Here is a 24,199-nt window from a genome sequence, read left to right as displayed (position 1 = left end):
AATGCGTATCGTCATAGATCTAATTGCCAGTCAGGACCCATCGACCCAGCATTCCGGTAAAGCCCTTTACAGCGAGTCGCTGATCACCGCGCTCGCCGCCAGCCACGCTCTGGATGTCGTTCTCCTGCTGGACGGCCGGTTTCCCGATTCGGTGGTCCGGCTGAGAGAGCGTTTCGGTGCGCTGCTCGAGCAGTCATCTATCCAGGTCTTCTGGTCGCTGGACGGCGCCGATGAGTGGACGCTGGCCTGCAATGCCCAGCTCTATCGAGCAGCGGTGCAGCGCTTAAAGCCCGATCTGGTTCTGCATACGGATGTCGAGGCTCGGCTCTGGGCGCTGACTCAGGAGCTCTCTACTGAATCCAGTCAGTCTTGGCACGACGTGATACTGCTCGATCAGCAGGGTTGGACGGCCGCGCAAGCTGCGGGATCGCCGGAATGGCTCGCCCCCTGGCAGGGGCGGCGCGAGCAGCTGACGCTGGTGGTGACGAGTCTTGTCGACGGCCAGGATCAACTTATCGACGGCACGTCCCGGGACGATTATCTGGTTCTGGGTGGCGCCGTCCGCGAATCCTTGTTGACGGCCCCCGGGGCAGCGGTGGAGGACGAGCGCGCTCCGTTCATCCTGACGCTCGCGACGGCAGGCGCTGAGCCTGAGCTCCAACAGCTGTACCAGGCATTTTTCACCCTGGACGCCTCCCTGCGGAAGTCGAGCCAAATCCGCATTGTTGGCGAGCTGGCCGACGGGGATCGCCAGGCATTGGTGCAAAGCGCCTTGCGCCAGGGGCTCGACGAGCGACAGATCCAGTTTGAAGGCTTCGTGGATGACATCCAGTTGGCCCGCCTGTACCGGACTTGCCAGGCCTTCGTCTGCACCGGGCGACGGCTGGGCCTGGCTGCGCTGGAAGCGAGCACCCTGGGCGCTCCGGTCTTTGCACCGGCGGGCACTCCGCCTGCCGCGCTGACCGGTCTCGGCATACGAACCTTCCATGAAGCAGCCGAGCTGAGTGCCCACTTGGACGCCGCCCTGCGGCAGAAGCGGGCGACCGTAGCGCCGGACACCGTCGGTTCAAACACCTGGCCGATGCTGGCGCAGCGACTGGTTGACGAGTTGCAATCGAGGCTTGCCAGGCCCCTATCGGCGACCTCAACGCAGCGTCGGCTGGCCTTCTTCTCTCCGCTTCCGCCCGAACGGACGGGGGTCGCCGGTTACAGCGCCGATCTGATCCCGGCGCTGGCTCGCTACTATCGTATCGATGCCATCGTGGCGGACGATTTCGATCTATTGTCGGACTCATCCCTGTCGACCCATTGCACGCTCAGGACCGTGAACTGGTTTCTGGCCAATGCCGATCGCTACGACCGCATACTCTACAATCTGGGCAACTCACGCTTTCATTCCTATATGTTGCCGGCGCTTCTGCGTCATCCCGGGGTGGTCGTGCTGCACGACTTCTTCATCGGCGATCTGGTCTGGAAGAACTACCGTTATACCCACCCGGAGAAATGGGTCGCTCTTCATTACGAGGCTCACGGCTATCTCGCGGCCAGGGATTGCCTCACCTCCAACAACGATGCGGCTGTGACCCAGCGCTATCCCTGCAATCTTTCTCTGCTGGAAGGCAGCCACGGCGTCATCGTACATTCCGAGTACTCGAAGACGCTGGCGGATAGCTGGCTACCTCGGGAAGTCGCGCGCACCTTCGATCGGATTCCCCTGCTGCGCGGCGAAGCCAGGCCGGTCACCCGCCAGGCGAGCCGGGAGCGGCTCGGGCTGCCGGAAAACGCGTTCATCGCCTGTTCGTTCGGCTACATGGGACCAACCAAGGCCAATCTGGACATAATCCAGGCCTGGTTGAGCAGTCAGGCTGGTGCAGACAGCCAGAGCATCCTGATCTTCGTGGGTGCCAACGATCAGGACGACTACGGTATCCAGGTTCAACAGGCTATCGATGACGCGGCGGATGCGCATCGAATCCAGATCACGGGTTGGGTCAGCGATGAAGACTATCTGGCCTATCTGGGGGCGGCAGACATCGCGATCCAGCTCAGAACGACATCGCGTGGGGAATCCTCCGCCGCCGTGCTCGACTGTATGAACTATGGCTTGGCCACCATCGTCAACGCGAATGGTTCCATGGCCGAGCTGCCCGCCGATAGTGTCGTGCTGCTGGACGATGAGGTCGATGCCAAGAACCTCAGGAATGCCCTGGACGATCTCTGGCGCTATCCGGAGCGGCGTGAGGCGATCAGCGAGGCGGGCAGGCGGACACTCAGGACTCAGCATACTCCCGACCATTGCGCGCTTGAATTCAGCGAGAAGATCGAGGCTTTCTATCGACGTCCTACGGTGAATTTCGAAAGCTGTCTGCCCGCGCTTCAAGAACTTCCCGCTACCCAGTCGCAAAGCGATGCCCAGCTGTCGCGGCTCGCCAACGCCCTGGTCAGAACCCTGCCGATCGCCAAGTCGGCCAGGCAAATCCTCATCGACGTTTCGGCCATCTGTCGAACCGATCTCAAGACCGGTATCCAGCGGGTCGTACGTTCCTTGCTGCTCGAGTTGCTCGAATCTCCTCCTGCGGGCTATCGAATCGAGCCCGTCTATTTCTCGGATGCGACCGGCGAGTGGTCCCTTCGCTATGCCCGCGAATACGTATCCGGACTGATAGGCGTCTATGGCAGCTGGTTGCAGGACGAATTGGTGGAGTGTCAACCGGGAGACATCTTCTTGGGGCTGGACTTCACCTCGGCGATCATCATCGAGAACCAACGCTGCCAGCAGTTCCGCTCCATGCACTGCGACGGTGTGAAATCGCAATTCGTCGTCTACGACATATTGCCGCTGCTCAAGCCGAACGCCTTTCCCCAGGGAGCGAGTGAAGTCCACAAGGCTTGGGTGATGGCCATCGCGGGCCTGGGCGAGAAGTTGATCTGCATTTCCCATGCGGTGGCCAGCGAACTAAAAACCTGGCTCGCCGAGCAACGGATCGCGCCACCCAAGGTGATCGATGCCTTCCATCTCGGTGCTGATGTCTCCTCTTCGGCGCCGACCCTGGGCATGCCTGCCGACGCCGGCCAGGTTCTGGGCGAACTGCGCAAGCGGGTGACCTTCCTTATGGTCGGCACCATAGAACCGAGAAAGGGTGTCAGTCAGGCCCTGGCGGCGTTCGAGCTGTTATGGGCCAAGGGCTATGAGGTCAACCTTGCCCTCGTGGGTAAACCAGGCTGGCAGGTCGAGGCCCTGATCAAGAAACTGAAAAAGCATCCCCAGCTGGATCAGAAGCTTTTTTGGTTGAAGGGCATAAGCGATGAATATCTGGAATCCATCTACGCTACCGCGAGCTGTCTCCTGGCGGCTTCCGAAGCTGAGGGCTTCGGCTTGCCACTGATCGAAGCGGCGCAAAAGGGGCTACCGATCATCGCCCGGGATATTCCAGTATTTCGAGAAGTTGTCGGAACCCATGCCTATTTCTTCGCGGGCGATGACCGTGAAAGCCTGGCGACATCGCTGGAAGACTGGTTGGTGCTGTTCGAAAAAGGCAGTCACCCGCAGTCCAGCGACATGCCATGGCTGACGTGGAAACAAAGTGCAGAGCAACTCAAGGCTCTAATAACATAGTTGTCAAAAGCGAAAATCCCGAGTGACGCCGACTGGGCGACTAATGGGCTCATTAAAATCGATATGGAAAGTAATGGCATGAAAGCAATCATCACTGGCATCACGGGTCAGGACGGCGCCTACCTTGCCCAGCTGCTGCTGGAAAAAGGCTACACGGTCTATGGCACCTATCGCCGTACCAGTTCGGTCAACTTCTGGCGGATCGAGGAAGTCGGTGTCGCCGGCCATCCCAATCTGCACTTGGTCGAGTACGATCTGACCGATCTGTCCGCCAGCATCCGTTTGCTGCAGACCACCGAAGCGACCGAGGTGTACAACCTCGCCGCCCAGAGCTTCGTGGGCGTCTCCTTCGACCAGCCGGTGACTACCGCCGAGATCACCGGCGTCGGCCCGGTGAACCTGCTCGAAGCCATCCGCATCGTCAATCCGCAGATCCGCTTCTACCAGGCGTCCACCTCGGAAATGTTCGGCAAGGTCCAGGCCATCCCGCAGATCGAGAGCACTCCGTTCTATCCGCGCAGCCCCTACGGTGTGGCCAAGCTCTACGCCCATTGGATGACCATCAACTACCGCGAGTCCTACGGCATCTTCGGCACCAGCGGCATTCTCTTCAACCACGAATCCCCGCTGCGCGGCCGCGAGTTCGTGACCCGTAAGATCACCGACAGCATTGCCAAGATCAAGCTGGGCAAGCTGGACGTGCTGGAGCTGGGCAACCTCGACGCTAAGCGCGACTGGGGCTTCGCCAAGGAATACGTCGAGGGCATGTGGCGCATGCTGCAGGCCGACAAGCCGGACACTTACGTACTGGCCACCAACCGCACCGAGACCGTGCGCGACTTCGTCAGTCTGGCGGCCAAGGCCGTGGACATCCAGCTGGAGTGGAAGGGCGAAGCTGACAAGGAAGAAGGCTACTGCACCCGCAGCGGCAAGAAGGTCGTCGCCGTGAATCCGAAATTCCACCGTCCCGCTGAAGTGGACCTGCTGATCGGCGATCCCGAGAAGGCCAAGCGCGAGCTGGGCTGGGAGCCCAAGACTACCCTGGAGCAACTGTGCCAGATGATGGTCGAGGCTGACCTGCGTCGCAACGAACAAGGCTTCTCGTTCTAACTAAGGGGATAGGCATGCCAACCGCTCTGGTCACAGGCGCATCGGGCTTCACGGGACGCTATCTGATCCAGGCGCTCAAGGCGCGTGGATTCAAGGTCGTCGGATTCGGTAGTGGTAGTACCGATGCGGATGTCACCCTGGCATGCGATCTCACCGACAAGGCGGCGGTCGCTGCCGCCGTGGGTCAGGCGCGTCCGGATTGGGTCGTCCATCTCGCCGCGCTGGCCTTCGTCGGTCATGCCGATCAGGAGGCCTTCTACCAGGTGAACCTGTTCGGCACCCTGAACCTGCTGGAAGCGCTGGGTGCGCTCGAACGGCAGCCGCAACGGGTGCTGATCGCGAGCAGCGCCAACATCTATGGCACTCCCGGCATCGAGGTCATCGACGAATCCGTCTGCCCGGCGCCGGTCAATCACTACGCCTGCAGCAAACTGGCCATGGAGTTCATGGTCGCCACCTGGTACGACCGTCTGCCCATTGTCGTCACCCGGCCTTTCAACTACACCGGGCCTGGGCAGGACGAGCGCTTCCTCATCCCCAAGATCGTTGGCCACTTCGCCCGTGGCGAACGGGTGATCGAGCTGGGCAACCTCGACGTGAGTCGGGATTTTTCTGATGTCCGCGATCTGGCGCAGGCTTATCTGGGATTGCTCGACAGTGACCATCGTTCGAGTGCAGTCAACGTCTGTTCGGGCAAGGCCACGGCACTGAGGACCATCATCGAGATGATGGAGGGCATTGCCGGCTACCCGATAGAAGTCCGGGTCAATCCGGCTTTCGTGCGGGCCAATGAGATTCCGACGCTCCGTGGCAGCGATGCCCGCCTGCACCAGGTAGTGGGAACCAGGGACCTGATTCCTCTGGAACGGACGCTTGAGGATCTCTACACCGCCCTTGGAAGTGGTCGTTGACCGTTCTGACAGTCGGGCTGGGTACCACGATCTGGTCCTCTGGCGTCGTCAAAGGCCATCTCGATGGCATCGGCATCTACACCCGATCGCTGGCTGGCAGCCTCGTGACGGTTCCGGATGTGGCGGTTCGACCCTACACGTTCGGCACGCATACCCCGATGCTGGATTGCGGTGTACCGACAAGCCTGACGGCGAATTTTCCCAGGTTCGTGCTGAAGAACGCGGTACTGGGTGCGAATCGCCAGGTCAATTTGCGCCTAGCGAACGAAGTCGATGTCTTCCATGCACCCGATCATCACATCCCTCGACTCAAGGACGTGGCGCTGGTCGCCAGCGTGATGGATCTGATTCCCCAACTGCATCCGGAATGGGTGACGCCTCGCCTGCGCTCCTTCAAGAACTTTCTGTTCAATCAAAGCGTTCGTTGGGCTGATCAGATCATTACCATTTCGGAGAGCAGCCGACGGGATATTCTCCGCATCCTCAAGGTCCCTGAAGAGCGTGTTCACGTCACGCCCCTCGGTGTGGATGCGCGGTACTTCGGCCGACAAACCGAGGCTGCGCGTCAGGAGGTATTGCGCAAACACGATCTGGCGCCGGGCTTCTTCCTGTTCGTCGGTACCCTGCAACCGCGCAAGAATCTCACGGCGGTCCTTGCCGCCCATGCGCAGTTGCCGGAAGCGCTGCGCAAGCGACATCCGCTTGTCGTGGTCGGGCGCAATGGCTGGTGTGCCGAGGCGCTGGTCGGGGAACTGGCTGCCCTGGAAGTCAGGGGCGAAGGCAGATGGCTGGAGTATCTGCCACAGGACGATGTTATCGTCCTTCTGCAAAGTGCTACGGCGCTGGTGTTCATGTCATTGTTCGAGGGCTTTGGCCTGCCGGCTATCGAGGCCTTCGCAGCACGTTGTCCGGTAATCTGCTCTAACACCACCTCGCTGCCCGAGGTGGCCGGCGATGCGGCGCTGCAGGTCGATCCACATCAGCCGAAGGCGATCGCCCGGGCAATGCTGGAGACCCTCGACGATCCCTTGGGTGTTCGGCAGCGGCAGGATGAAGGTGAGCGGCGCGCGCGGCGCTACACCTGGGACGCCTGTGCCGCGCGAACGCTTGAGGTGTACCGGCTGGCGCTACGCGGATGCTAGACGCTGCCGCTCACGCTAGGGCTGCACGATAGACCTCGGCCAGTTTGATCGCCATGGTCTCGCTGCGAAAATGGGTATCGAAGCGCTTCCGGGCGGCCTGACTGTACCGCGCCCTTAAGTCGGCATCCTGCCAAAGTGTCATAAGGGCGTCGCGCAAGGCCGCAGGCTCTGGTGGCACACCGATCCCTGTCTGCTCGTTGAGGTTGATCTCACTCATGCCCGAGCCGATCTCGCAACTGAGCATAGGTTTGCCGTACATGGCTGCTTCCAGCAGCGCCATGCCGAAGGCTTCGGAGCGCAGATGCGAGGGGAAAACGAAGCTCTCGCAGCCCGCATAGAGCGCCGCCAGGTCTTCTTCGCTCTGACGTCCCAGGAAATGACAGTTTCTGAGGCCGAGCCTCTCGCATTGCGCCCGCAGCGCGTCACCTTCCGGGCCGGCACCCACGATCGCCAGGGGGTAATCCAACCCCTGGAGCGCTTCGAGCAACAGATGCAGACCTTTGTAATAGCGCAACACCCCTACAAACAGCAGATAGCGCGGTCCGAGGCGCTGGCGCCAGCTCGCGATCCGCTGCGGATCAGCTTCTGGATAGCTGGCAGGATCGAGGCCATAGGGAATCACCCGGACCTTCGTACCTAGACGCTGCAGGGTCGGACTGGACTGGCGATAGGGTTCGGTGGCCGCTATGACGCAGGTCGCGTTGCCCAGAAAGCGTTGCATCAGGGGCGTATACAGCTTGAGCAGATGGCGTTGCTTGACGATGTCCGAGTGATAGCTCACCACATAGGGTTTGCCGGGTCGCGTCAACAGCTGCAATACGTCCATGAATGGCCAGGGAAAATGAAAATGCACCAGGTCGGCAGCGCGGGCCTCCTCGGCGAAGGCTCGAAAAGCGGTCAAGGAAAGACCCGTCGAGGCCAAGTCGACATCCTGCTTGACACGGCGGACAGGAATGCCATCCACCTCCAGATGTTCCGGGACAGGGTGCTTGCTGAGCGTCAGGATTCGGTGATCGATTCCAAAGCCTCTCGTAGCCAGGCACATCTGGCGAATGACGTGTTCGATTCCACCATAGGTATCAGGTAGATAGGTCTTGAAGACATGCAGAATGCGCATGATCGATCTGAGCTCAAAAGGAACGTACCCTAGCACAGGTGTCTAGTATGCAGTTTCCGGTTCTGGTGTTAGGGATTTCAGGCTTGTGGGCCGGTGCACCCTTTTTTGTGGCATTTTGCTATCAAGGCCATTGAACTTTTCTACCGAACGGTAGTGCTCGCCTGCGATTTGACGTTGAGATTTAATGAAATTCTTCTATTCTGACCTCGTCAAGAAGCTGGCGCCGTCACATAAGAAGTGTGATAGGGTTAGCACTTGACCAAGGCTCGGATGCATCTATCCGGGACTGTTAAGGAAATCGGTCACGGGCATTATGGATCAAATGGACGATTCACCCTTCACCTTCAAGACTCGGCTGCTCACCCTCGAGCCCGGTATGTATATCGTTCGATACGCATCCCAGGAGATCGCCGAGGAGCCTTGCCTTATCAGTCTCCAGCCTGCCCCCATCGGTAAGAGCTCGGTCGACTTCTTTCCTGGCGAAACGGTTGTCCGCAATACCCTTTCCCGTCTTGGCGACACGCTGATCGTGCGCGTCAAGAACGGCGCCGGAACCCTGCTTATCACCGAATACCAGCGTGCCGACCTACCGGTGCGCCAGGTCGATCTGCGTGTCGATCGGATCGATACCTCCGCTGACATCATTCGCTCCGAACAGCAGCGCAAGGCTCCGGTCGTGGCCAACAAGGCTCTGGCGACCGCCGCACGGATCGAGCGTCACGGCAATCCTATAGTGCTCAAGCTGATCGGCCATGTTCAGGCCCAAGGCGATGTCACGGCCAGCGAATGGGTCGGCAACGTCGAACAAGAAGCCCGTCTGGAGGGTTTCGCCATCGTCTGGCCAAACAAGCCTCAGGGCGTGGACGTTGCCTACAGCTGCAAGGTCGCAGATGTCCTGCAGCCCGCCGTTCTAAGCGGCAATTTTTCGGGTTCCCGCGGCAAGCGCGCACCCATCACCGCGGTGGCCATGGCTCTGGTCGGGCCGCGCCGCGCCGAATACGTTCTGGACGCCCAGGCGGTATTTGCCGGATGCCCTCCGCAGGACCTCGTGGACGGCCAGGAAGTTACTGCCCAACAGGGGCAGGCCAAGCTAGTTGCTCTACATGTATCGATCACCCCCCGCATCGAGATGAACGCTGCCCGCTACCAGTCTCCCAGGGAAGATCTCACCCAAGCCCCGCTTCATTCCGCGCAAGTCACGAACTGACGCGCGACCCAGGAGATTCTTTTCATGCAATACGATGCCGCCATTACCGCCGCTGCTTTGACCACCACCCTGACCTCCAACACCGCTCTGAGCAGCAGCACCGTCGAAGCCATTTCGACCATCCTGAATCTCAGCAACGCTTCGGCCACTCTACCGGTCGCCACTTCCACTGGTAGCAACCTGTCGGTCAACTTCGATGCCAATGGTCAGCTCATCGCCCCGAAAGTGACTTTCTTCGACGACCTGGGTGCCGCCGGTACCAACGTGACCGTGAGTATTCCTGCGATCGTCGCCAACAGCTCGGCTATCGTCTTCAATACCGCTGCCAACGTCACTGCCGTCATTGGTAATTCCACTGCCGTCAGCCCTACCGCAGCTGTCGAAGGCGCCAATGCCGGACGTGTAATCGTCAGTGGCTCGGGTAACGACACCATTACCGTTACTGACAACGTCAACACCCACATCGATGCAGGTGCCGGTAACGACAACATCACCACCGCCGGTGGTAATGACACAATCGTGTTGAACGGTGGGACCAATACCGCTAACGCTGGTGCTGGCAACGACGTGATCTACGCTGGTAACGGCGTCGATACCATCAATGGCGGTGCTGGCTTCGACGTGGTCAACGTCGGCAATGTTGCCAACTACACCGTTTCTGTCTCCGGCAGCAACGTGGTGCTGAACAGCAGCAACGCGGGGCAGGCGACCCTGACTGGCGTCGAATTCGTGGCTAGCGTTAATGGCACCGAGACTCTGGCCATCGTGGGTAGCCAGAACGAAGGTACTGCGATCCGCATGTACGAAGCCCTGTTGGGTCGCGATGCCGATGCCGCTGGTACTCAGTACTTCACCGGTGAAGTGCAGGCGGGCGCCAGTCTGACCGGCATTGCCAATATCTTCCTGGGTTCCGCCGAGTACACTGCGGCTCATAGCTCCCAGGGTGATGCGGCCTTCATTAACAGCGTCTACCAAGGCGCGCTGGGCCGCGCTGCTACTACGGACCTGGAAGGTCTGGTGTTCTGGGCCCAGCAGCTGGCTACCGGCCACAGCCGTGCCGACGTGGTCGTCGGTATCGTTGGCTCCACCGAAGCTCAGGCGCACGACACCGGCGTTATCGTTGTCACTGGTCAGGTCTAACAGCGTTACGCTGACCTGAGACAAGACTTCCGGCCCTAGGGCCGGAAGTCTTTTTTAAAACGGTAGTACTCTGATCCACCTGGCTTTTCGCGGAGACCGCTGCCCATGAGCCAATCGACACTCATGGAGCACTATCAGGCTCTGCTCCAGGCCGGACAGCCAGAAGAGGCTCAACGTCGTCTCGAACTGGCACTTCAGATTCCCGACCAGCGCCCGGTAGCGCTGGTCTCCGCCGGTCTTGCGGCGCTCAACAGAGGCGCGCTGGATCAGGCTTTCCTGGCCTTGGCCGAAGCCAATACCAGTCTGGCCCGGCAGGGTGAAACGGCTGCGTTGCTCGCTCATGTGCTTCTGCAAAAGGGCGAGGCCCAAGCCGCCTACGATTTTCTCGCCGACCCGGCCAATCCTGCCCGTAATACCCCCGCGGTTCGGCTATTGCGTTTGCGTGCGCTCATCGCGCTACCGGGCGTCAAACCCGCGCGACTGCTCGAGCAGCTACCCTACGTCAATAGCGCCGACGAACTGGCCGTGCTGTTGCAGCAGCTTTCGCCACGGCGCTGGGGACACGTCGAATTCGATCCGGCCAGCCAGGAAATTCGGGGTTGGGCGCTGGATACCCGTCATCCGCAGACCCCGGTCAAGCTCACCTTGAAACTGGGTGATCGCCAACAGACCATCGTTGCCAACCTGCCCAGCCCCTTGCTGGCCAAGGCGGTCAATGGCGGGCGTCATGGTGGCATTCGCATCCGTCTGCCTGCTCCCCTTGGGCGTGTGCGCCTGTGCTGGGCGGATGGCAGCGAGGTTCTGGGCAGTCCCCTGGCGGCCGTCGAGCCCTTGCGGCCTATACCGGTTGAAACCCCGGTAGCGTCCATCGAACCGCTCGTGGATGTGCTCATTCCCATCTACCGCGGACGTGAGGCATCGCTCGCCTGTATCCAGGGCGTGCTCGATAGCCTGGACGCCAACCGGACCCCGATGAACATAGTGGTGCTGGACGACGAAAGCCCCGAGCCGGAGTTGAGTCAGGCGCTGCGCGAACTGGCCGAGGCGGGCCGGATCGAGCTCCATCGCAGCCCGGCCAACCTGGGCTTCATCCGCAACATGAATCGGGGTATGGCGCTACATCCTGGGCGCGATGTGGTGTGGTTGAACGCTGATGCGCGCGTCTGCGATGACTGGCTGGACAGGCTGCGCGAGGCAGCCTACTCCGCAGCCGATGTAGCCACTGCCACCCCTTTCAGCAACAACGGCGAGCTGCTCAGCTTTCCGGAAAGCCGCAAGAGCCACGTCATGCCCACGCTGGACGAACAGCGTGCCCTGCATCGCCAGGCGGCCAGCGACCTGTCGGCGCCGCCCGAGATCGAGGTGGGTTGTGGCTTCTGCTTCTACATCAAGCGTCGCGCACTGGAGCAGGTCGGCCTGCTTGACGAGATCCAGCTCAAGCGAGGTTATGGCGAAGAAACCGATTGGTGCCTGAGGGCCAAGGCCCAGGGCTGGCGGCACGTGGCAGCACAGCGGGCCTTCGTTGCGCATCGTGGCGGTGTTTCCTTTGGTGCGGAAAAGCTCGAGCGGGTGGCCTTCAACAACGCCATTCTACGCCAGCGTTATCCTGGTGCAGAGCGCGCCTTCGAGCGCTTCTATCGTCACGATCCGCTCAAGCCCTACCGCCAGCGCCTGCAACGCGGGCGACTGGCTGAGCTCGGCGCACAGCTGGCGACAGCCAAAACTGGCGCAGCCATCATCGCAACTGATCGACTGGATCTTCTTACGGCGCTGGGCGACGACGGACCTGCCTTTGTACTGGCCTTTCGGCAGACGGATGCCGAGCTGAAGGTCAGCCTTCAGGTTCATGGCCAGGGGTTGCCGGTGCTCCTGGACTATCGTCTACCCGAAGATTTGGAGCAGCTCATTGCAGACCTGCAGCGGTTGCGGCCGAGCGCTCTGGACTACATTCAGCCGGAGCGCTGTCCTACCTTGCTGCAGACCCTGGCCGCACGGATCGGCGTACCCTATCGCCTGATCGATCCGGTCGCTGGTACCTCCTCCCCGGTCACTGGCTTCCGCGAGGCTGCCGGCGAGCAGCGTGTGACCTTCGCCGCGCTCGCCACCGCGTTGCTGATGAGCAATCCCCAGGTCCCTGTGGCAGCGGGCGCACCTTTTGCGTCGCTCGACCAGCCACCAGCTCAACGCCTTGGCAATATCCTGATCGCCGATTCCCTGGCGGATCCACGCCTGGCCCAGGCCTGGTTGCAACTGGTTCGCCTGAGCCGGCGGCAGGGCCTGGCCTGCCGGTTCCTGCTTCTCGAGCGCACGCACTGGGAAAAGAGCCTGCTCGCCAGCGGTAATGTAAGCCCCTTGATCGAGCTACCCGGTGTCTCCCGGTCCCGGATACCTGCCCTGGCTGGTTGTACCCTGGCCTTGAGTCTCGAGGCCGCACCGGCCAGTGCCTGGCTTGCCCCTCAGGTTGCCCGGCATACCGCTTTGCCCCTCTATGCACCCGCGGGTGCGGTCGCGATCGAAGCTGGCGCCCATCCCCTCAGTCTGCTGCCCGCGCCCCTGAATGCACTGCTAGGCGACGCCCTTCCCGACAGGTTTCTCCATGACTGAACTCTCTCAAGCTCCCGCCCAGGTCACTGTGCAAGGTCAGATCCAAGGCCTTCACGGCAATGTACTGGAGGGCTGGGCCTTCGATCCTGCGCAGCCCGATCTGCGTCTGGCACTGGAGGTCGTCATCGATGGGGCTTCCGTAGCCTTGGTACGTGCGGACACCTATCAGCACGATCCGCTGGCCGGCGACGGCTTTCATGGCTTCGCTCTCCAGCTGCAGCCGGCCTGGCTCAGTGGAGCTCGGCGTATCGCCGTGCGGTTGGCCAACGAAGGCTCGTGGATCGGTGAACCCCTGGAGCTGCCCAACGAGAAGCCGCGCAAGGCCGAGGCTCAGGTACCGGGTAGTCAGGTCTGGTATGGCGGTGGTCTGGCCGTGGGCGGCTGGGTCTGGGATGACATCACTCCGGGGCGTCACGTCGAGGTGAGGGCACGCCTGGGCGATCAGATCGTCGCCCGTTGTCTGGCGGATCTGCACCATCCCGCCCTCATCTATCGTGCCGATGCCGACCATGGCTACAGCCTGGAGCTGCCCTGGCAATTCGGGGACGGCGAGCGTCGCGAAGTGCATATCGAAGACGACCAGGGCCGCCCCTTGCAGGGTAGCCCCATCACCGTCTGTTGCCACGCCGATGGGCTCGGCGCACTGGTAGCCGCTCACTGGCCGGAGCAGGCCGATCCGGCACCCCGCGACCTGCTCATTCGCCTGGCGCGCGATTACGATCAGCGCTGCCCGCGTAGTGCCGGCTTCGGCCACTATCCTCAATGGTTCGCTCATTACCAGCGCGCACCTCAATATCCAGAAGCCGTGACCGGTAGCCGGATCGCCGTGCTGCTCCATGGGGACGCCGATGAAACCGAGCGGCAGGCTTGCCTGGACAGCCTGAGCCAACAACGCCTGCCACCCTTCACCCAGGCCGTCGTCGATCCCGCTGATGTGTCTACCTCCTTGCAGCTGCTGCTGGAGGAGGGGGCCGAAGCCGTGCTGCTGCAGCCACTGGACAGCCGCCTGCTGCCCCACGCCCTCGATCAACTGGCGCTGGCTCTGCAACCGAAAGAGGCAGGCAAGCAAGCGGCCTGGGCTTTCGCTGATAGCGATCAGGACGGAGCGGATGGCCTACGTAGCAACCCCTGGTTCAAACCGAGCTGGGATCTGGACCTCTACCTGGGCGCCGATCTCTTTACCGCCGGCGCCCTGTTTGGCCGCGACATCATCCAGCGCGCCGTCCGACTGCTGAACGCAGCGCCCGAGCTGCCACGCGATCACGAAGGTGTACTCGCCGCCCTTATCCTGGCCACCGAGCAAGACAACTTGGGTGTCGCCCGCGTGACCCAGGTGCTCAGCCATCGCAGTGCCAACAGTCCCGCAACGCCGGCCGCCTGCGATGCCGGCAAGCCGCAGCGTCTTGAGCGCTTGACCTGGCTGGTGAACAAGCTGCATCCGGGTACCCGTCTGAGCCGCCAGTCTAAATTACCCGGTGCGCTACGCACCCACTGGCCATTGCCCGAGCGACTGCCCAAAGTCAGCCTGATCATCCCTACCCGGGATGCCTACAAGCTCCTGCATGCCTGCATGGAAGGTCTGCTGACCCAGACCGACTACCCGGACCTGGAACTCATCATCGTCGATAACCAGACCAGCGATCCTCAGACCCTGGAGTACTTCGACGAACTCAAGACCCGCGGCGTACGCATCCTGCCGCACCCCTATCCCTTCAACTACGCCACCCTGAACAATGTCGGTGTCGAGTTCGCCACAGGGGAATACATAGGGCTGGTCAACAACGACATCGAGATCCTGCATCCCGACTGGCTCAAGGAAATGATGAGTCTGGCCGTACGACCTGATGTTGGAGCGGTAGGCGCCAAGCTGCTGTGGAAGAACGATATGGTCCAGCACGCCGGGGTCGTCATCGGCATCAACGGGCTGGCCGCGCATACGGGCAACAACTGGCTGCGCAACGATCCCGGCTATCTGGGCTTCAACCATCTCGCTCGTCGTCAGAGCGCCTGCACCACCGCCTGCTTGATCCTGCGCCGCGACCTTTATCTGCAGATCGAGGGCATGGACGAGGTCCGCCACCCCGTCGCCTTCAACGATGTGGATATGTGCCTGCGCATTAATGAGCTGGGCCTGAAGATCCTCTGGACGCCGTTCGCCGAGTTGATCCATGCGGAATCGGCGAGTCGGGGGAAGGACTCCACGGCGGACAAGGCTGCGCGATCCAAGAGAGAGCAGCAGTTGCTACTGGATCGATGGGGAGTCAAATACCAATTTGATTTCTGCTACAGTCCTTCCCTGAACGCCGATTGGGCTTTGGGTACTTATAACGGAGTAAGCATTGGTCGTCAGGCGTCTGATGCAGACTGAAGATATGGACCCGGTCACGCTGCTCTTTGATATTCGTCCCGATCTGATAGATACGTTCGCAGTGGTTCACAATGAATGGTCTACAGAATTTTTGGCGTGGCTAGTATTCAATGGTGTCAACGAGTACCCATCGCTAAAGCGTAGCAATAGCCTTAAAAGAAAGCTTTTAGAAAAAAAGCCAGAGCCTTGTGGGTTGACGCATCTCGAGGAAGTCATATACGCCTCAAGGCGTGATCTTCAAGATGTCTTTCCGTTGCCAAGCCGCAAGGCGGAGCTTCTTGTGTGGTTTTCCCATCACTTGCTGAAGGAGTACGACTTCGGTTGGTTATACGAGGCCAAAGAAGAAAAAAAATGCGTCGGCCCTAAAAGAAAGGGCGTGAATGTGTTTGGCTATGCATATGGTGCTTCAGGTATAGGTGAGGATTTTCGAACCACCTATGAAGCGCTCAAGGAGTCCGGTATTTCTGTTGCCGGAGTAAATTTCGATCCTGGCCCAAACCATCCGCAAGATTTTAATGAGTACTCTGAGCCAGACGCTTACGATCCTTCCTTGGCGGTCAACATCTTCTGCATGACCGCTCCAGAAACAGCCAGACAATTGGTATCTTCCGGAAAAGATATTTTTTCAGGTCACTATAATGTGGGCTATTGGCCGTGGGAGTTGGAAGCCTGGCCAGCAGCATGGCTGAAGTATATCGATCTCGTTGACGAGATTTGGGTGTCATCTAGATACATCTACGATGCGGTGGCCCATACTTCAAAGAAGCCTGTCATGATAATGCCTTTGAACGTGACAATTCCCGAGTATACACAAGTATCTCGTGACGATTTTGGTCTTCCAAGTACGGCATTTTTATTTGTTTTCGTATTCGATCTGGGCTCGTCATCCTATCGGAAGAATCCCAAGTCTTGCTTGGAAGCCTTTTGGGCAGCTTTCCCTCCGTCTTTATACTCTCCAGGCGAGGTCGGGTTGGTCATAAAGGTCCACGCTCCAAAAGTGTTCGATCAAATATGGCAGGACGTAAAGTCGGCTGCTAGTAGCGACAAAAGAATCTTCATAATAGAAGAGACGTTCACTAAGAAGCGCCTGTGCCAGCTTTACAGGAGTTGTGACTGCTTTTTATCATTTCACCGAGCTGAAGGTTATGGAAGAAACGTTGCGGAAGCGCTACAGCTAGGATTGCACGTTATAGCGACAGGTCATTCTGGCAATATGGAATTTTGTAACTCTGAAAATACTATATTTCCTCGTCATACCTTTGAGCCGGTAAAAGAGGGTGAATATGCCTATGCTCTTGGGCGCTGGGCTGAGGTTGATGTGCTTGATGCTGCACAAAAGATGAAGGATTTGTTCTTCGAGGGCGTTAAGAAAGATACCAGCGTCGGCGAGCTTCCGTTTTCGTTGAGTCAATGTAAAGAGCGCTATAAGAGGCGCCTGGAATTTATCTTTAATAATTTAGCTGTGGGGGTTGATCATGAGCAGTAAGTACTACGGTCATGTCGATGGTTATTCGGCTGGCAAGGTCACCGGTTGGTTGGTAAATAGAAGCGATTTAGGGTCTTCCTGCACGGTAGTGGCGAAGAAAAATGGCCAGATCTTAGCCACTGCAGAGGCAACTATATTTCGTCAAGATTTGAAAGATAATAATATAGGCACTGGATCATATGGCTTTGAATTGCCTATTCCTTCTAACCAGCTGTCTGGTCGGATTGACGTTGTAGAGAAAAGCTCAGGGTATATTTTGAACGGTGGTTCGCTTGAATTCGCTGTTGGAAGCGCAGGCGCGCCTTTGTCCGGTGTCTGCTTTGATGTCAGCGATCTTATCCAGTATTTCCAGCACAATAGAGCGCCAACAGGAATTCAACGCGTTCAAATCGAGGTTGTGAGTGCCCTTATCGAAGATTCGAAAGTTTCGATAATTTCCATGCAGGCGGATGGCGCTAATTGGAAGGCAATTCCGAAAGAACTGTTCAAAGAGATGATCGGATTGGCAGGTATGTCTTCTGAGGTAAATGATCCCGCTTGGCGAGCCATCCTGAATAAATTAGAAAATTATTTGATGCGGATCAAGGAGGCTTCTTTCGAGAAAGGAGCCGTGGTAGTAAACCTGGGTACATCCTGGTGGATTCCTGGCTATTTTTCGACTGTGGCAGAGGCCAAGCGAAAATATAATATAAAATACGTTCCTTATATCCATGACATTATTCCATTGAAGGTGCCTGAGCATTGCTCAGAGGGTTTGGTAAAAGATTTCATATCTTGGATTCACAATGTAATTCTGTTTGCCGATGAATTTTTGGCTAATTCCAAGCAAACAGCTTCTGATTTGAGCGCTCTGGCGCTGCAAGTGCATGGTCGTAAAATATCGCCTCACGTCTGCACGCTAGATGCCACTCCTGCTTTCCTCGAAGAAACAGAAATAAGAAGCACAGTATGCTCTGACGTAATTCTAGAAATTCTGGAAGAGCCATTTGTGCTTTTCGTGGGAACTATCGAGAGTCGAAAAAATCATTTATTTGTTTTCGATGCCTGGCTTGAATTGGTTCGAAGCCTCGGAATTGATAATGTTCCTAATCTGGTTTGCGTTGGCAAAATCGGCTGGCTGAATGAAGCGGCGATGTCTAGATACGAAAATAGCGAGATACTCCAGCGCAAAGTACATCTCCTTTCCAATATCGGCGATTCAGAGTTGGCTGTGCTTTATAAAGCCTGCCAATTTACCACCTATAACTCTTATTATGAAGGGTGGGGATTGCCGGTAAGTGAAAGTTTGGCCTGTGGTAAGGTTCCGCTGGTTGCAGATAATACCTCTCTGACCGAGGCAGGTGGTGATTTAGCGATCTACTTCGAGTCGGGAAATAGATCGGACTACATAGCTAAATTTAAATCTTTACTCGACGTTCGTTTTCTTCGAGAAAAAGAGCAAGGCATTGGCTCTACGTTCAGGAAAAAGACGTGGCTTGACGTTGCTCTCGCTATTCTAGGCTCATTGAAAGACATTGAGTCATCTGGCTTGGCAGCTACCAAGGACCTTTTACGCTTCGAATTTGGCGCTCTGTATAAGTTCCAAAAGAATGCAAATCTCTACTTTGATAAGTATATTTTGGATAGTGGTACTTTCAGGGTTGGCCAAGGGTGGGGTGCTTTGGAAAATTGGGGCGTTTGGAGCCTGCAAAAGAAGGCTGTGCTGAATATTCCTCTTCAGCCTACCGAAAAAGATCTATCGATCTATGTTCAGTGTGCACGACCTTCGCAAGGCTCCTTTTTCGGCACCCGCATCAATGGGCAGGAGTTTGATAAGGTCAAATTTTCTGAAAGTGAAGAAATCTTCAAGTTTACTTTCAAAGGAGACAGCAATGATTGCCTCCGGATCGAATTCAACAACCAGCAGTTGACAGACTTGAGCGTAGAAACCAACAAGGCAGACCTTAGAACCATTGGCATGGGGCTGGTCTCCATCATGGTATGCGAAAGCGACGATCTATTAGCGCGCCTTGAATACGTTGAGTCGTTCGGCAAGGTTACCAGCGTTAGCAAGGCTAAAGTTAGGGGCTTTTAATGAGCGTGTCGAGAGAAGACGTTTTCTACCTGTATAAGTGCATTTTAGGTCGTGAGCCTGAAAGCGAGCATGTCGTGGATCAGCTTGTGGGTCTAGATTTTGATGATGCTCGATCCAGACTATTAGCATCCGACGAAGCTATATCGGTAGTCGACGGTTTTCTTTCGACCAATAAGTGGAAAAGGAAAGCCTCTTTGGAAGATGTTCTGTATCTATATGAATATCTTTTGAGGAGGCCCCCAGAAAATGATGAGGTAGTAGCCGAGAAAATGAGGTTGGAGTCTCTCGAGGCTACTCTTGAAAATTTTCTCGACTCAGAAGAGTTTTTTGAAAAAAAGTATAGGGTTCATCTTTCTGAAAGATCAGAAAAAAAGATTTTAAATGGCGGTAGAAAGATTGGTTGTCGTAGTGGTGTTCTATTGATAGGGGCCTACGGCAACGGAAATATGGGAGACAGTGATCAGGCTCAGTTTTTAGCCAGCTACCTGCTAGATATTGGTCTTTCAGGAGAGCAAATTTTTTCAGTGTCTTGGGAGTCGACTTCAGATTATCCATCTATAGGTAAAAAGCTTCCCCGAGAGTGTCTCTTTGATTTTGAACTCCTGTCTTCTTTTAGCGCTATTTTAATCGGCGGGGGTGGATTGCTTGGTGTCGAGCATTATCCACTGACTGATCTTCGTTGGATTGATGGGCTAAAAGCTGCGGGTACACCCTACTTTCTCGTGGCGGTAGGTGCCAGTAGGGCGCACGTCGATGACCCCTTTTATCATGACTCGTATTTGGCATTATTGAATGGATGTCAGGGTGTAAGTGCCCGCGATAACGAATCCGTACTGGCTCTGAGTCGATTTCGTAATGATGTAATAAAGGTATGCGATCCAGTCATTAAGCGCTGTATCGACGAGGCTATCGCTTCACCACAGATAAGTAAGAGGCTCGATATAATCCTGAGATATCCGCTGGATGATCAGCATCGGGAATTTATAGACGGGTTGAAGAGTATCTATATAAGCTCCAGCAGAAATGACATTCGAGTTATTTTCGTAGAGCCGTTTAATCCTCTCGAAATGGAGTTGTTGCCGGCGTTTCCTGGTCACATAATTTGTTCTTCTGTAGACGATCTGGGCGCTGAAATTCGAGATAGCGCCGCGGTACTTTCCATGAGATTTCATGGGTGCGCTCCTGCGATTAAATACGGTCTTCCGTTACTGGGATTCGGCTCAAAAAAAATCAAGGATCTTTTTGATGAAATAGGCCTGGCAGATAGCTATTGGTTAGGCGATGTTTCGGAATTGTTGAGGCTAATTGAGAAAGCGGATTGGTCAACTTTCAAAGCTTCGCAGATAAGGCCTGGGGTAGCCTTGAAGCTTTCGAATCAGTACTCAAAGATAACAAAGTCGTTCGAAGCCATTTTTCTCAAGGAGAGCTAAATGGTTGATCATTTCGACAAAGTTAGATTTCTCGAAAATTTATACCAAGAAGTATTAGGTAGGTCTGCAGATACTGCCGGTTTACGAAATAACTTATCTGGTATGAGTCCGATGCCCGATGAAAGGGAGTTGGCGAGTTTGGCGGGCGGCTTTGCTAAGAGCCAAGAATATAGAAAATTGGTGATTGAAGAGTTTTTTCTGGAAAAGCTTATTTTGATCCCAGTAGAGGATTTTAATTTCTTCAGTATTGGAGATCATTGTGCGACTGCTAACCTACTTAAAAAATTTGGCCTAAGAACGTCTTCGGGGCCCTTTGACTGGCTTTTTACCAGTATCCCTATGGTGCTGGAGTGTGTGGCTGATGCATTTTGTCATTTCCTTGATCGTAGTTATTATAAAGAAGCCCCGTCATCCTTGAGTCAAGGTGGTTGTTCCGACGCTTACGATCATGAGTATTTCAAAAAGAAGCTCGGTATTGAACGCGTATTCAATCATCACAATCCTTTGACTCAATCTGTTTATGAGCACTTTGTGCGATGTGTGGATAGATTTACAGTTGCACTGGATTGCGAAAAGACGATTTTGGTCTACATGGGCAAGAACCTTTCTGCGAGCGAGATTCAGTCAGTCGAGTGCGCATTTTCCAAGAAAAAGTGTCAAGTACTTGTGTTTGAAGTATGCTGTCGCGGCCCGGTGGTCATGCCGCAATTAGAATTTCAACGACTCGGGCAGGCCACAACGATAGTCAGATTTTTTCCGCATAGCTCGCTCGGCGCGCTGGAGTTTTCTGATGGTTTGGACAATTTCTTTTTTGCCTACATAGTCAAGCTTTTTGCCTGCGGTATCTTTCGGGAAAGAGTCAAGACTCTCGACTCATGTGATTTTTCTACGCGTAGCCTATCTGGTGCATGATGAGCAAAAAGCCTAAGACAGAGCTTGAAAGCGCTCTGCTATCGTCAAAAAAAAGCTTCTTGTATGTTGGCTTTTTCAGTCTTTTCGTTAACCTGCTGTTGCTGGTTCCATCTTTTTATATGTTGGAGGTTTACGACCGCGTTGTCAGTAGTCGTAGTGTTACCACTTTGATTATGCTGACATTAATAGTGGTCTTTTTAATGACAGTTTACGGCATGCTAGAGTGGATACGCTCGCGCATGATGGTCCGTATCTCAACTCGTTTGGATTTGATGCTCAGCGAGCGCGTCTTCAATGCGAGTTTCAAGCAATCTCTTTTTACCAGCGGGTTAGGCATTTCAGCGCAGCCCATGGGCGATCTTTCTGGTCTGAGACAATTCCTTACAGGAAGCGGATTATTTGCTTTTTTTGATATTCCTTGGATTCCGGTATATATAGGGCTGATGTTTTACTTTCACCCGTGGTTTGGATGGTTGACGGTAATAGGCGCTTTGATCGCAGTGGCGCTTGCCCTCGCTAATGAATGGGCAACTAGCAAACAACTGTCTGAAGCGAATCGTGAGAACGTTGCGGCTTTGGGCATGGTGAATGCCAGCCTACGAAATGCGGAAGTGATCAATTCCATGGGTATGCTGCCCAGCCTACTGCGGCGCTGGAAGGTTCGGGGATACAGAGTGCTTTCTCTGCAGGCTAGAGCCAGTGAGAAAGGGGGTGCCATTTCAAATGCATCTCGTACCTGGAGGATGCTGCTTCAGTCATTTGTACTTGGACTGGGTGCTTATCTGGTTATAAATAATGAGATTACTCCTGGTTTGATGACCGCTGCTTCCATTCTTGTTGGTCGAGCCTTGGCCCCTATTGATCAAATGATTGGAAATTGGCGTGGCTTCGTCGCTGCGCGTGGGCAATACGCTCGCCTGAACGATGTGCTTCAACAAATACCAGCAGATCCAGAGCGGATGCCTCTACCTGTTCCCAAAGGGGATCTTTCCGTAGAACAGATCATTGTCACCCCGCCAGGTGCTCATTCACCTGTCATCAAGGGCATCAGCTTCCGCGCGCCGCCTGGAGCCTCTGTCGGCGTGCTGGGGGCGAGTGCTGCCGGTAAATCGACTCTCGCACGCGCGCTCCTAGGCATCTGGCCTGCGCAAAGTGGCAAGGTGCGGCTGGATGGAGCAGACATGTTCCATCTGGATCGCGCTGCCGTGGGCCCGCACCTGGGTTATCTACCCCAGGACATCGAACTGTTCGAAGGCTCCATCGCCGACAATATTGCCCGCTTCGGAGAAGTGGACGCCACCAAGGTTGTGGAGGCCGCACAGGTTGCAGGCGTTCACGAGATGATTCTGCGTCTACCCCAGGGCTACGACACCGTTATTGGGGCCCATGGCGGTGCGTTGTCCGGTGGGCAGCGGCAGCGGATAGGTCTTGCACGTGCCATTTATGGCGATCCCAAGCTGGTGATCCTCGACGAGCCCAACTCGAATCTTGACGATGCGGGTGAGCGAGCACTAGGCGAAGCCTTGATCAAGCTCAAGCAAAAGGGTACGACGCTGTTCATCATCACCCACAGGGTCAGCGCTCTGGCCTATGTGGATAATCTCCTGGTGCTCAGCGAAGGCCAGATTGTGATGTCCGGAGCCCGTGATCAGGTGCTCGCTCAGCTCAAGGCGCAGCAGTCTGGTGGTCCGCAGCCAGTGGCCAACCCGGGTTCGGTTACCCCTTTGCCGCCCAAGCCTGGTAGTGCAGGAGGAGCGCCCGCATGAAAGACGTCTACATGGAAGCTGAGGCCGCGGGCCTGAAGGTCAATGATGCACCTGTGCGTCGACTGGGTTTCATCATTCTCTTCGTGGTATTCGGAATCGGCGGTGGTTGGGCAGCATTGGCGCCGCTCAACAGTGCCGCTGTCGCTACTGGCGTAGTGGCTGTAGATAGCTACCGCAAATCCGTCCAGCATCTTGAAGGCGGGATCGTCCGCGAGGTACGAGTACACGACGGCGATGAAGTAAAAGCCGGTGACGTACTGATCGTACTCGACAGCACCCAGGCAGGCTCCGAACTGGAAGCGACTCGTGGTCAGCTGATTGCCGCCCAGGCACAGGAGGCTCGATTGATTGCTGAGCGCGACGACGCCAATGACATCATCTTCGGTGGCAGTGACTTTCCAACCGCGGACAAGCGTGTCCAAGAGGCTCGTGCGAGTGAGCGGCAGATCTTTCTGGCAGGTCGAGATGCGCGGCGTGGTGAGATCGATGTGCTGAAAAACCGTGCTGCCGAGCTCGAACAGCAGATCCGAGGCTACAACGACATCATCGCCAGTAAGGAGAGCCTTGCCAAATCCTACGCCAGCGAAATTAAGGATCTCACCGGGCTTTTGAAGGAGGGTTTCGTCAGCAACGAACGCCTGCGCGATCAGGAGCGCAATCTGTCGCGCCTGCAGGCGGAGATCGCCGATCAGCGCTCGGCCATCGCCCGGGCCAAGGTGCAGATCGGCGAAACACGGCTGCAAATTCTGCAGACCACGCAGAAATTCAAGTCGGACGTGGCCAGTCGCCTGGCCGACGCCCAGTCACGCATCTACGAGTCACGGGAGCGGCTGGGCGCCTTGCAGGACAAGTACAACCGCACCGAGGTCAAGGCACCGGTCAGCGGCATGGTGATGAACCTGGCGGTGCACACCATCGGCGGCGTGGTTCAGTCAGGCACCAATCTGCTCGATATCGTGCCGGATGCCGCCAAGCTGATCGTCGAGGTGCACATCGAACCTAAAGATATCGACCGCGTGGAACTGGGCACCAAGGCGGAGGTGCGCTTCAGTGCCTTCAGCAATGCCACCACGCCTATCATCGAGGGCGAACTGGTCTATGTGTCGGCCGACCGCATTACCAACGAGCGTGACGGCACGCCCTACTACCTGGGCCGGGTAAAACTGACCGAACAGGGTAAGAAGGATCTCGGGCATCGGGAGCTGGTCGCAGGTATGCCTGCTGACGTGCTGATCAACACCGGTTCGCGCACCATGCTGCAATACCTGCTCAAGCCAGCGCGCAATGCCATGGCTCGCTCGATGATCGAGGAGTAG

General features: G+C 56.6%; 15 protein-coding genes. 14 read left to right on the top strand and 1 reads right to left on the bottom strand.

Features of this window, described 5'->3' with window-relative positions:
* Position 1 precedes the first annotated feature (1 nt).
* The 4 genes from DBY63_RS17000 to DBY63_RS16985 all read left to right on the top strand — a co-directional run bounded on the left by DBY63_RS17000 (position 2) and on the right by DBY63_RS16985 (position 6,779).
* Positions 2-3,616 (top strand): glycosyltransferase, encoded by a 3,615-nt coding sequence (locus DBY63_RS17000; RefSeq protein ID WP_108581683.1) that lies wholly within the window; start codon positions 2-4, stop codon positions 3,614-3,616.
* A 78-nt stretch (positions 3,617-3,694) separates the two neighbouring features.
* Positions 3,695-4,726 (top strand): GDP-mannose 4,6-dehydratase, encoded by a 1,032-nt coding sequence (gmd, locus tag DBY63_RS16995; protein ID WP_108581682.1) that lies wholly within the window; start codon positions 3,695-3,697, stop codon positions 4,724-4,726.
* Positions 4,727-4,740: 14 nt separating this feature from the next.
* Positions 4,741-5,637, top strand: coding sequence for an NAD-dependent epimerase/dehydratase family protein (locus DBY63_RS16990; RefSeq protein WP_108581681.1), 897 nt, complete (start codon positions 4,741-4,743; stop codon positions 5,635-5,637).
* A 5-nt stretch (positions 5,638-5,642) separates the two neighbouring features.
* Positions 5,643-6,779 (top strand): glycosyltransferase family 1 protein, encoded by a 1,137-nt coding sequence (locus DBY63_RS16985; protein WP_177411468.1) that lies wholly within the window; start codon positions 5,643-5,645, stop codon positions 6,777-6,779.
* A 10-nt stretch (positions 6,780-6,789) separates the two neighbouring features.
* Here DBY63_RS16985 and DBY63_RS16980 read toward each other — a convergent pair whose 3' ends face one another.
* Complete coding sequence (locus tag DBY63_RS16980; protein ID WP_108581689.1) at positions 6,790-7,896, bottom strand: glycosyltransferase; 1,107 nt, start codon at positions 7,894-7,896, stop codon at positions 6,790-6,792.
* Positions 7,897-8,218: 322 nt separating this feature from the next.
* Between DBY63_RS16980 and DBY63_RS16975 the strand changes: the two genes are divergently transcribed.
* From DBY63_RS16975 to DBY63_RS16930, 10 genes are all read left to right on the top strand, one after another.
* Positions 8,219-9,103: a cell wall-binding repeat 2 family protein gene (locus DBY63_RS16975; RefSeq protein WP_232104554.1), complete on the top strand. Its 885-nt coding sequence runs from the start codon at positions 8,219-8,221 to the stop codon at positions 9,101-9,103.
* 24 nt (positions 9,104-9,127) lie between these two features.
* On the top strand, positions 9,128-10,243 hold the full coding sequence (locus tag DBY63_RS16970; RefSeq protein WP_108581678.1) for a DUF4214 domain-containing protein: 1,116 nt from the start codon (positions 9,128-9,130) through the stop codon (positions 10,241-10,243).
* A gap of 105 nt (positions 10,244-10,348) precedes the next feature.
* A complete protein-coding gene (locus DBY63_RS16965) occupies positions 10,349-12,847 on the top strand; it encodes a glycosyltransferase family 2 protein (RefSeq protein WP_108581677.1) in 2,499 nt (832 codons plus the stop codon).
* A complete protein-coding gene (locus DBY63_RS16960; protein ID WP_108581676.1) occupies positions 12,840-15,215 on the top strand; it encodes a glycosyltransferase family 2 protein in 2,376 nt (791 codons plus the stop codon). Before DBY63_RS16965 ends, DBY63_RS16960 begins: the two co-directional genes overlap by 8 nt.
* Complete coding sequence (locus DBY63_RS16955; protein ID WP_146750261.1) at positions 15,205-16,701, top strand: glycosyltransferase; 1,497 nt, start codon at positions 15,205-15,207, stop codon at positions 16,699-16,701. Before DBY63_RS16960 ends, DBY63_RS16955 begins: the two co-directional genes overlap by 11 nt.
* Entirely contained in the window at positions 16,691-18,775 is a 2,085-nt protein-coding gene (locus DBY63_RS16950) for a glycosyltransferase family 1 protein (RefSeq protein WP_108581674.1), read from the top strand. The genes DBY63_RS16955 and DBY63_RS16950 overlap by 11 nt, the downstream gene beginning before the upstream one ends.
* A 74-nt stretch (positions 18,776-18,849) precedes the next feature.
* Positions 18,850-20,205 (top strand): polysaccharide pyruvyl transferase family protein, encoded by a 1,356-nt coding sequence (locus tag DBY63_RS16945; RefSeq protein ID WP_158541732.1) that lies wholly within the window; start codon positions 18,850-18,852, stop codon positions 20,203-20,205.
* Complete coding sequence (locus tag DBY63_RS16940) at positions 20,206-21,117, top strand: DUF1796 family putative cysteine peptidase (RefSeq protein WP_108581672.1); 912 nt, start codon at positions 20,206-20,208, stop codon at positions 21,115-21,117. It abuts the gene before it with no gap.
* The gene (locus DBY63_RS16935; protein ID WP_108581671.1) at positions 21,117-22,883 is read left to right on the top strand and encodes a type I secretion system permease/ATPase; all 1,767 of its coding nucleotides are present in this window, start codon (positions 21,117-21,119) and stop codon (positions 22,881-22,883) included. The genes DBY63_RS16940 and DBY63_RS16935 overlap by 1 nt, the downstream gene beginning before the upstream one ends.
* Positions 22,880-24,199 carry an HlyD family type I secretion periplasmic adaptor subunit gene (locus tag DBY63_RS16930; RefSeq protein ID WP_108581670.1) on the top strand — a complete coding sequence of 440 codons (1,320 nt, stop codon included), beginning with the start codon at positions 22,880-22,882 and terminating at the stop codon, positions 24,197-24,199. The genes DBY63_RS16935 and DBY63_RS16930 overlap by 4 nt, the downstream gene beginning before the upstream one ends.

The sequence above is a fragment of the Pseudomonas sp. RIT411 genome (assembly GCF_003057735.2).
GTDB classification, from domain to species: domain Bacteria; phylum Pseudomonadota; class Gammaproteobacteria; order Pseudomonadales; family Pseudomonadaceae; genus Chryseomonas; species Chryseomonas oryzihabitans.
The sequence above is the reverse complement of the archived record's forward strand: the minus strand, read 5'-3'. Positions and strand labels throughout refer to the sequence as shown.

Bases quoted from the DNA above. Each gene is read 5' to 3' on its own strand.
- DBY63_RS17000 (WP_108581683.1), top strand. From the start codon at position 2: ATGCGTATCGTCATAGATCTAATTGCCAGTCAGGACCCATCGACCCAG.
- gmd (WP_108581682.1), top strand. From the start codon at position 3,695: ATGAAAGCAATCATCACTGGCATCACGGGTCAGGACGGCGCCTACCTT.
- DBY63_RS16990 (WP_108581681.1), top strand. From the start codon at position 4,741: ATGCCAACCGCTCTGGTCACAGGCGCATCGGGCTTCACGGGACGCTAT.
- DBY63_RS16980 (WP_108581689.1), bottom strand. From the start codon at position 7,896: ATGCGCATTCTGCATGTCTTCAAGACCTATCTACCTGATACCTATGGT.
- DBY63_RS16975 (WP_232104554.1), top strand. From the start codon at position 8,219: ATGGACGATTCACCCTTCACCTTCAAGACTCGGCTGCTCACCCTCGAG.
- DBY63_RS16970 (WP_108581678.1), top strand. From the start codon at position 9,128: ATGCAATACGATGCCGCCATTACCGCCGCTGCTTTGACCACCACCCTG.
- DBY63_RS16965 (WP_108581677.1), top strand. From the start codon at position 10,349: ATGAGCCAATCGACACTCATGGAGCACTATCAGGCTCTGCTCCAGGCC.
- DBY63_RS16960 (WP_108581676.1), top strand. From the start codon at position 12,840: ATGACTGAACTCTCTCAAGCTCCCGCCCAGGTCACTGTGCAAGGTCAG.
- DBY63_RS16955 (WP_146750261.1), top strand. From the start codon at position 15,205: ATGCAGACTGAAGATATGGACCCGGTCACGCTGCTCTTTGATATTCGT.
- DBY63_RS16950 (WP_108581674.1), top strand. From the start codon at position 16,691: ATGAGCAGTAAGTACTACGGTCATGTCGATGGTTATTCGGCTGGCAAG.
- DBY63_RS16940 (WP_108581672.1), top strand. From the start codon at position 20,206: ATGGTTGATCATTTCGACAAAGTTAGATTTCTCGAAAATTTATACCAA.
- DBY63_RS16935 (WP_108581671.1), top strand. From the start codon at position 21,117: ATGAGCAAAAAGCCTAAGACAGAGCTTGAAAGCGCTCTGCTATCGTCA.
- DBY63_RS16930 (WP_108581670.1), top strand. From the start codon at position 22,880: ATGAAAGACGTCTACATGGAAGCTGAGGCCGCGGGCCTGAAGGTCAAT.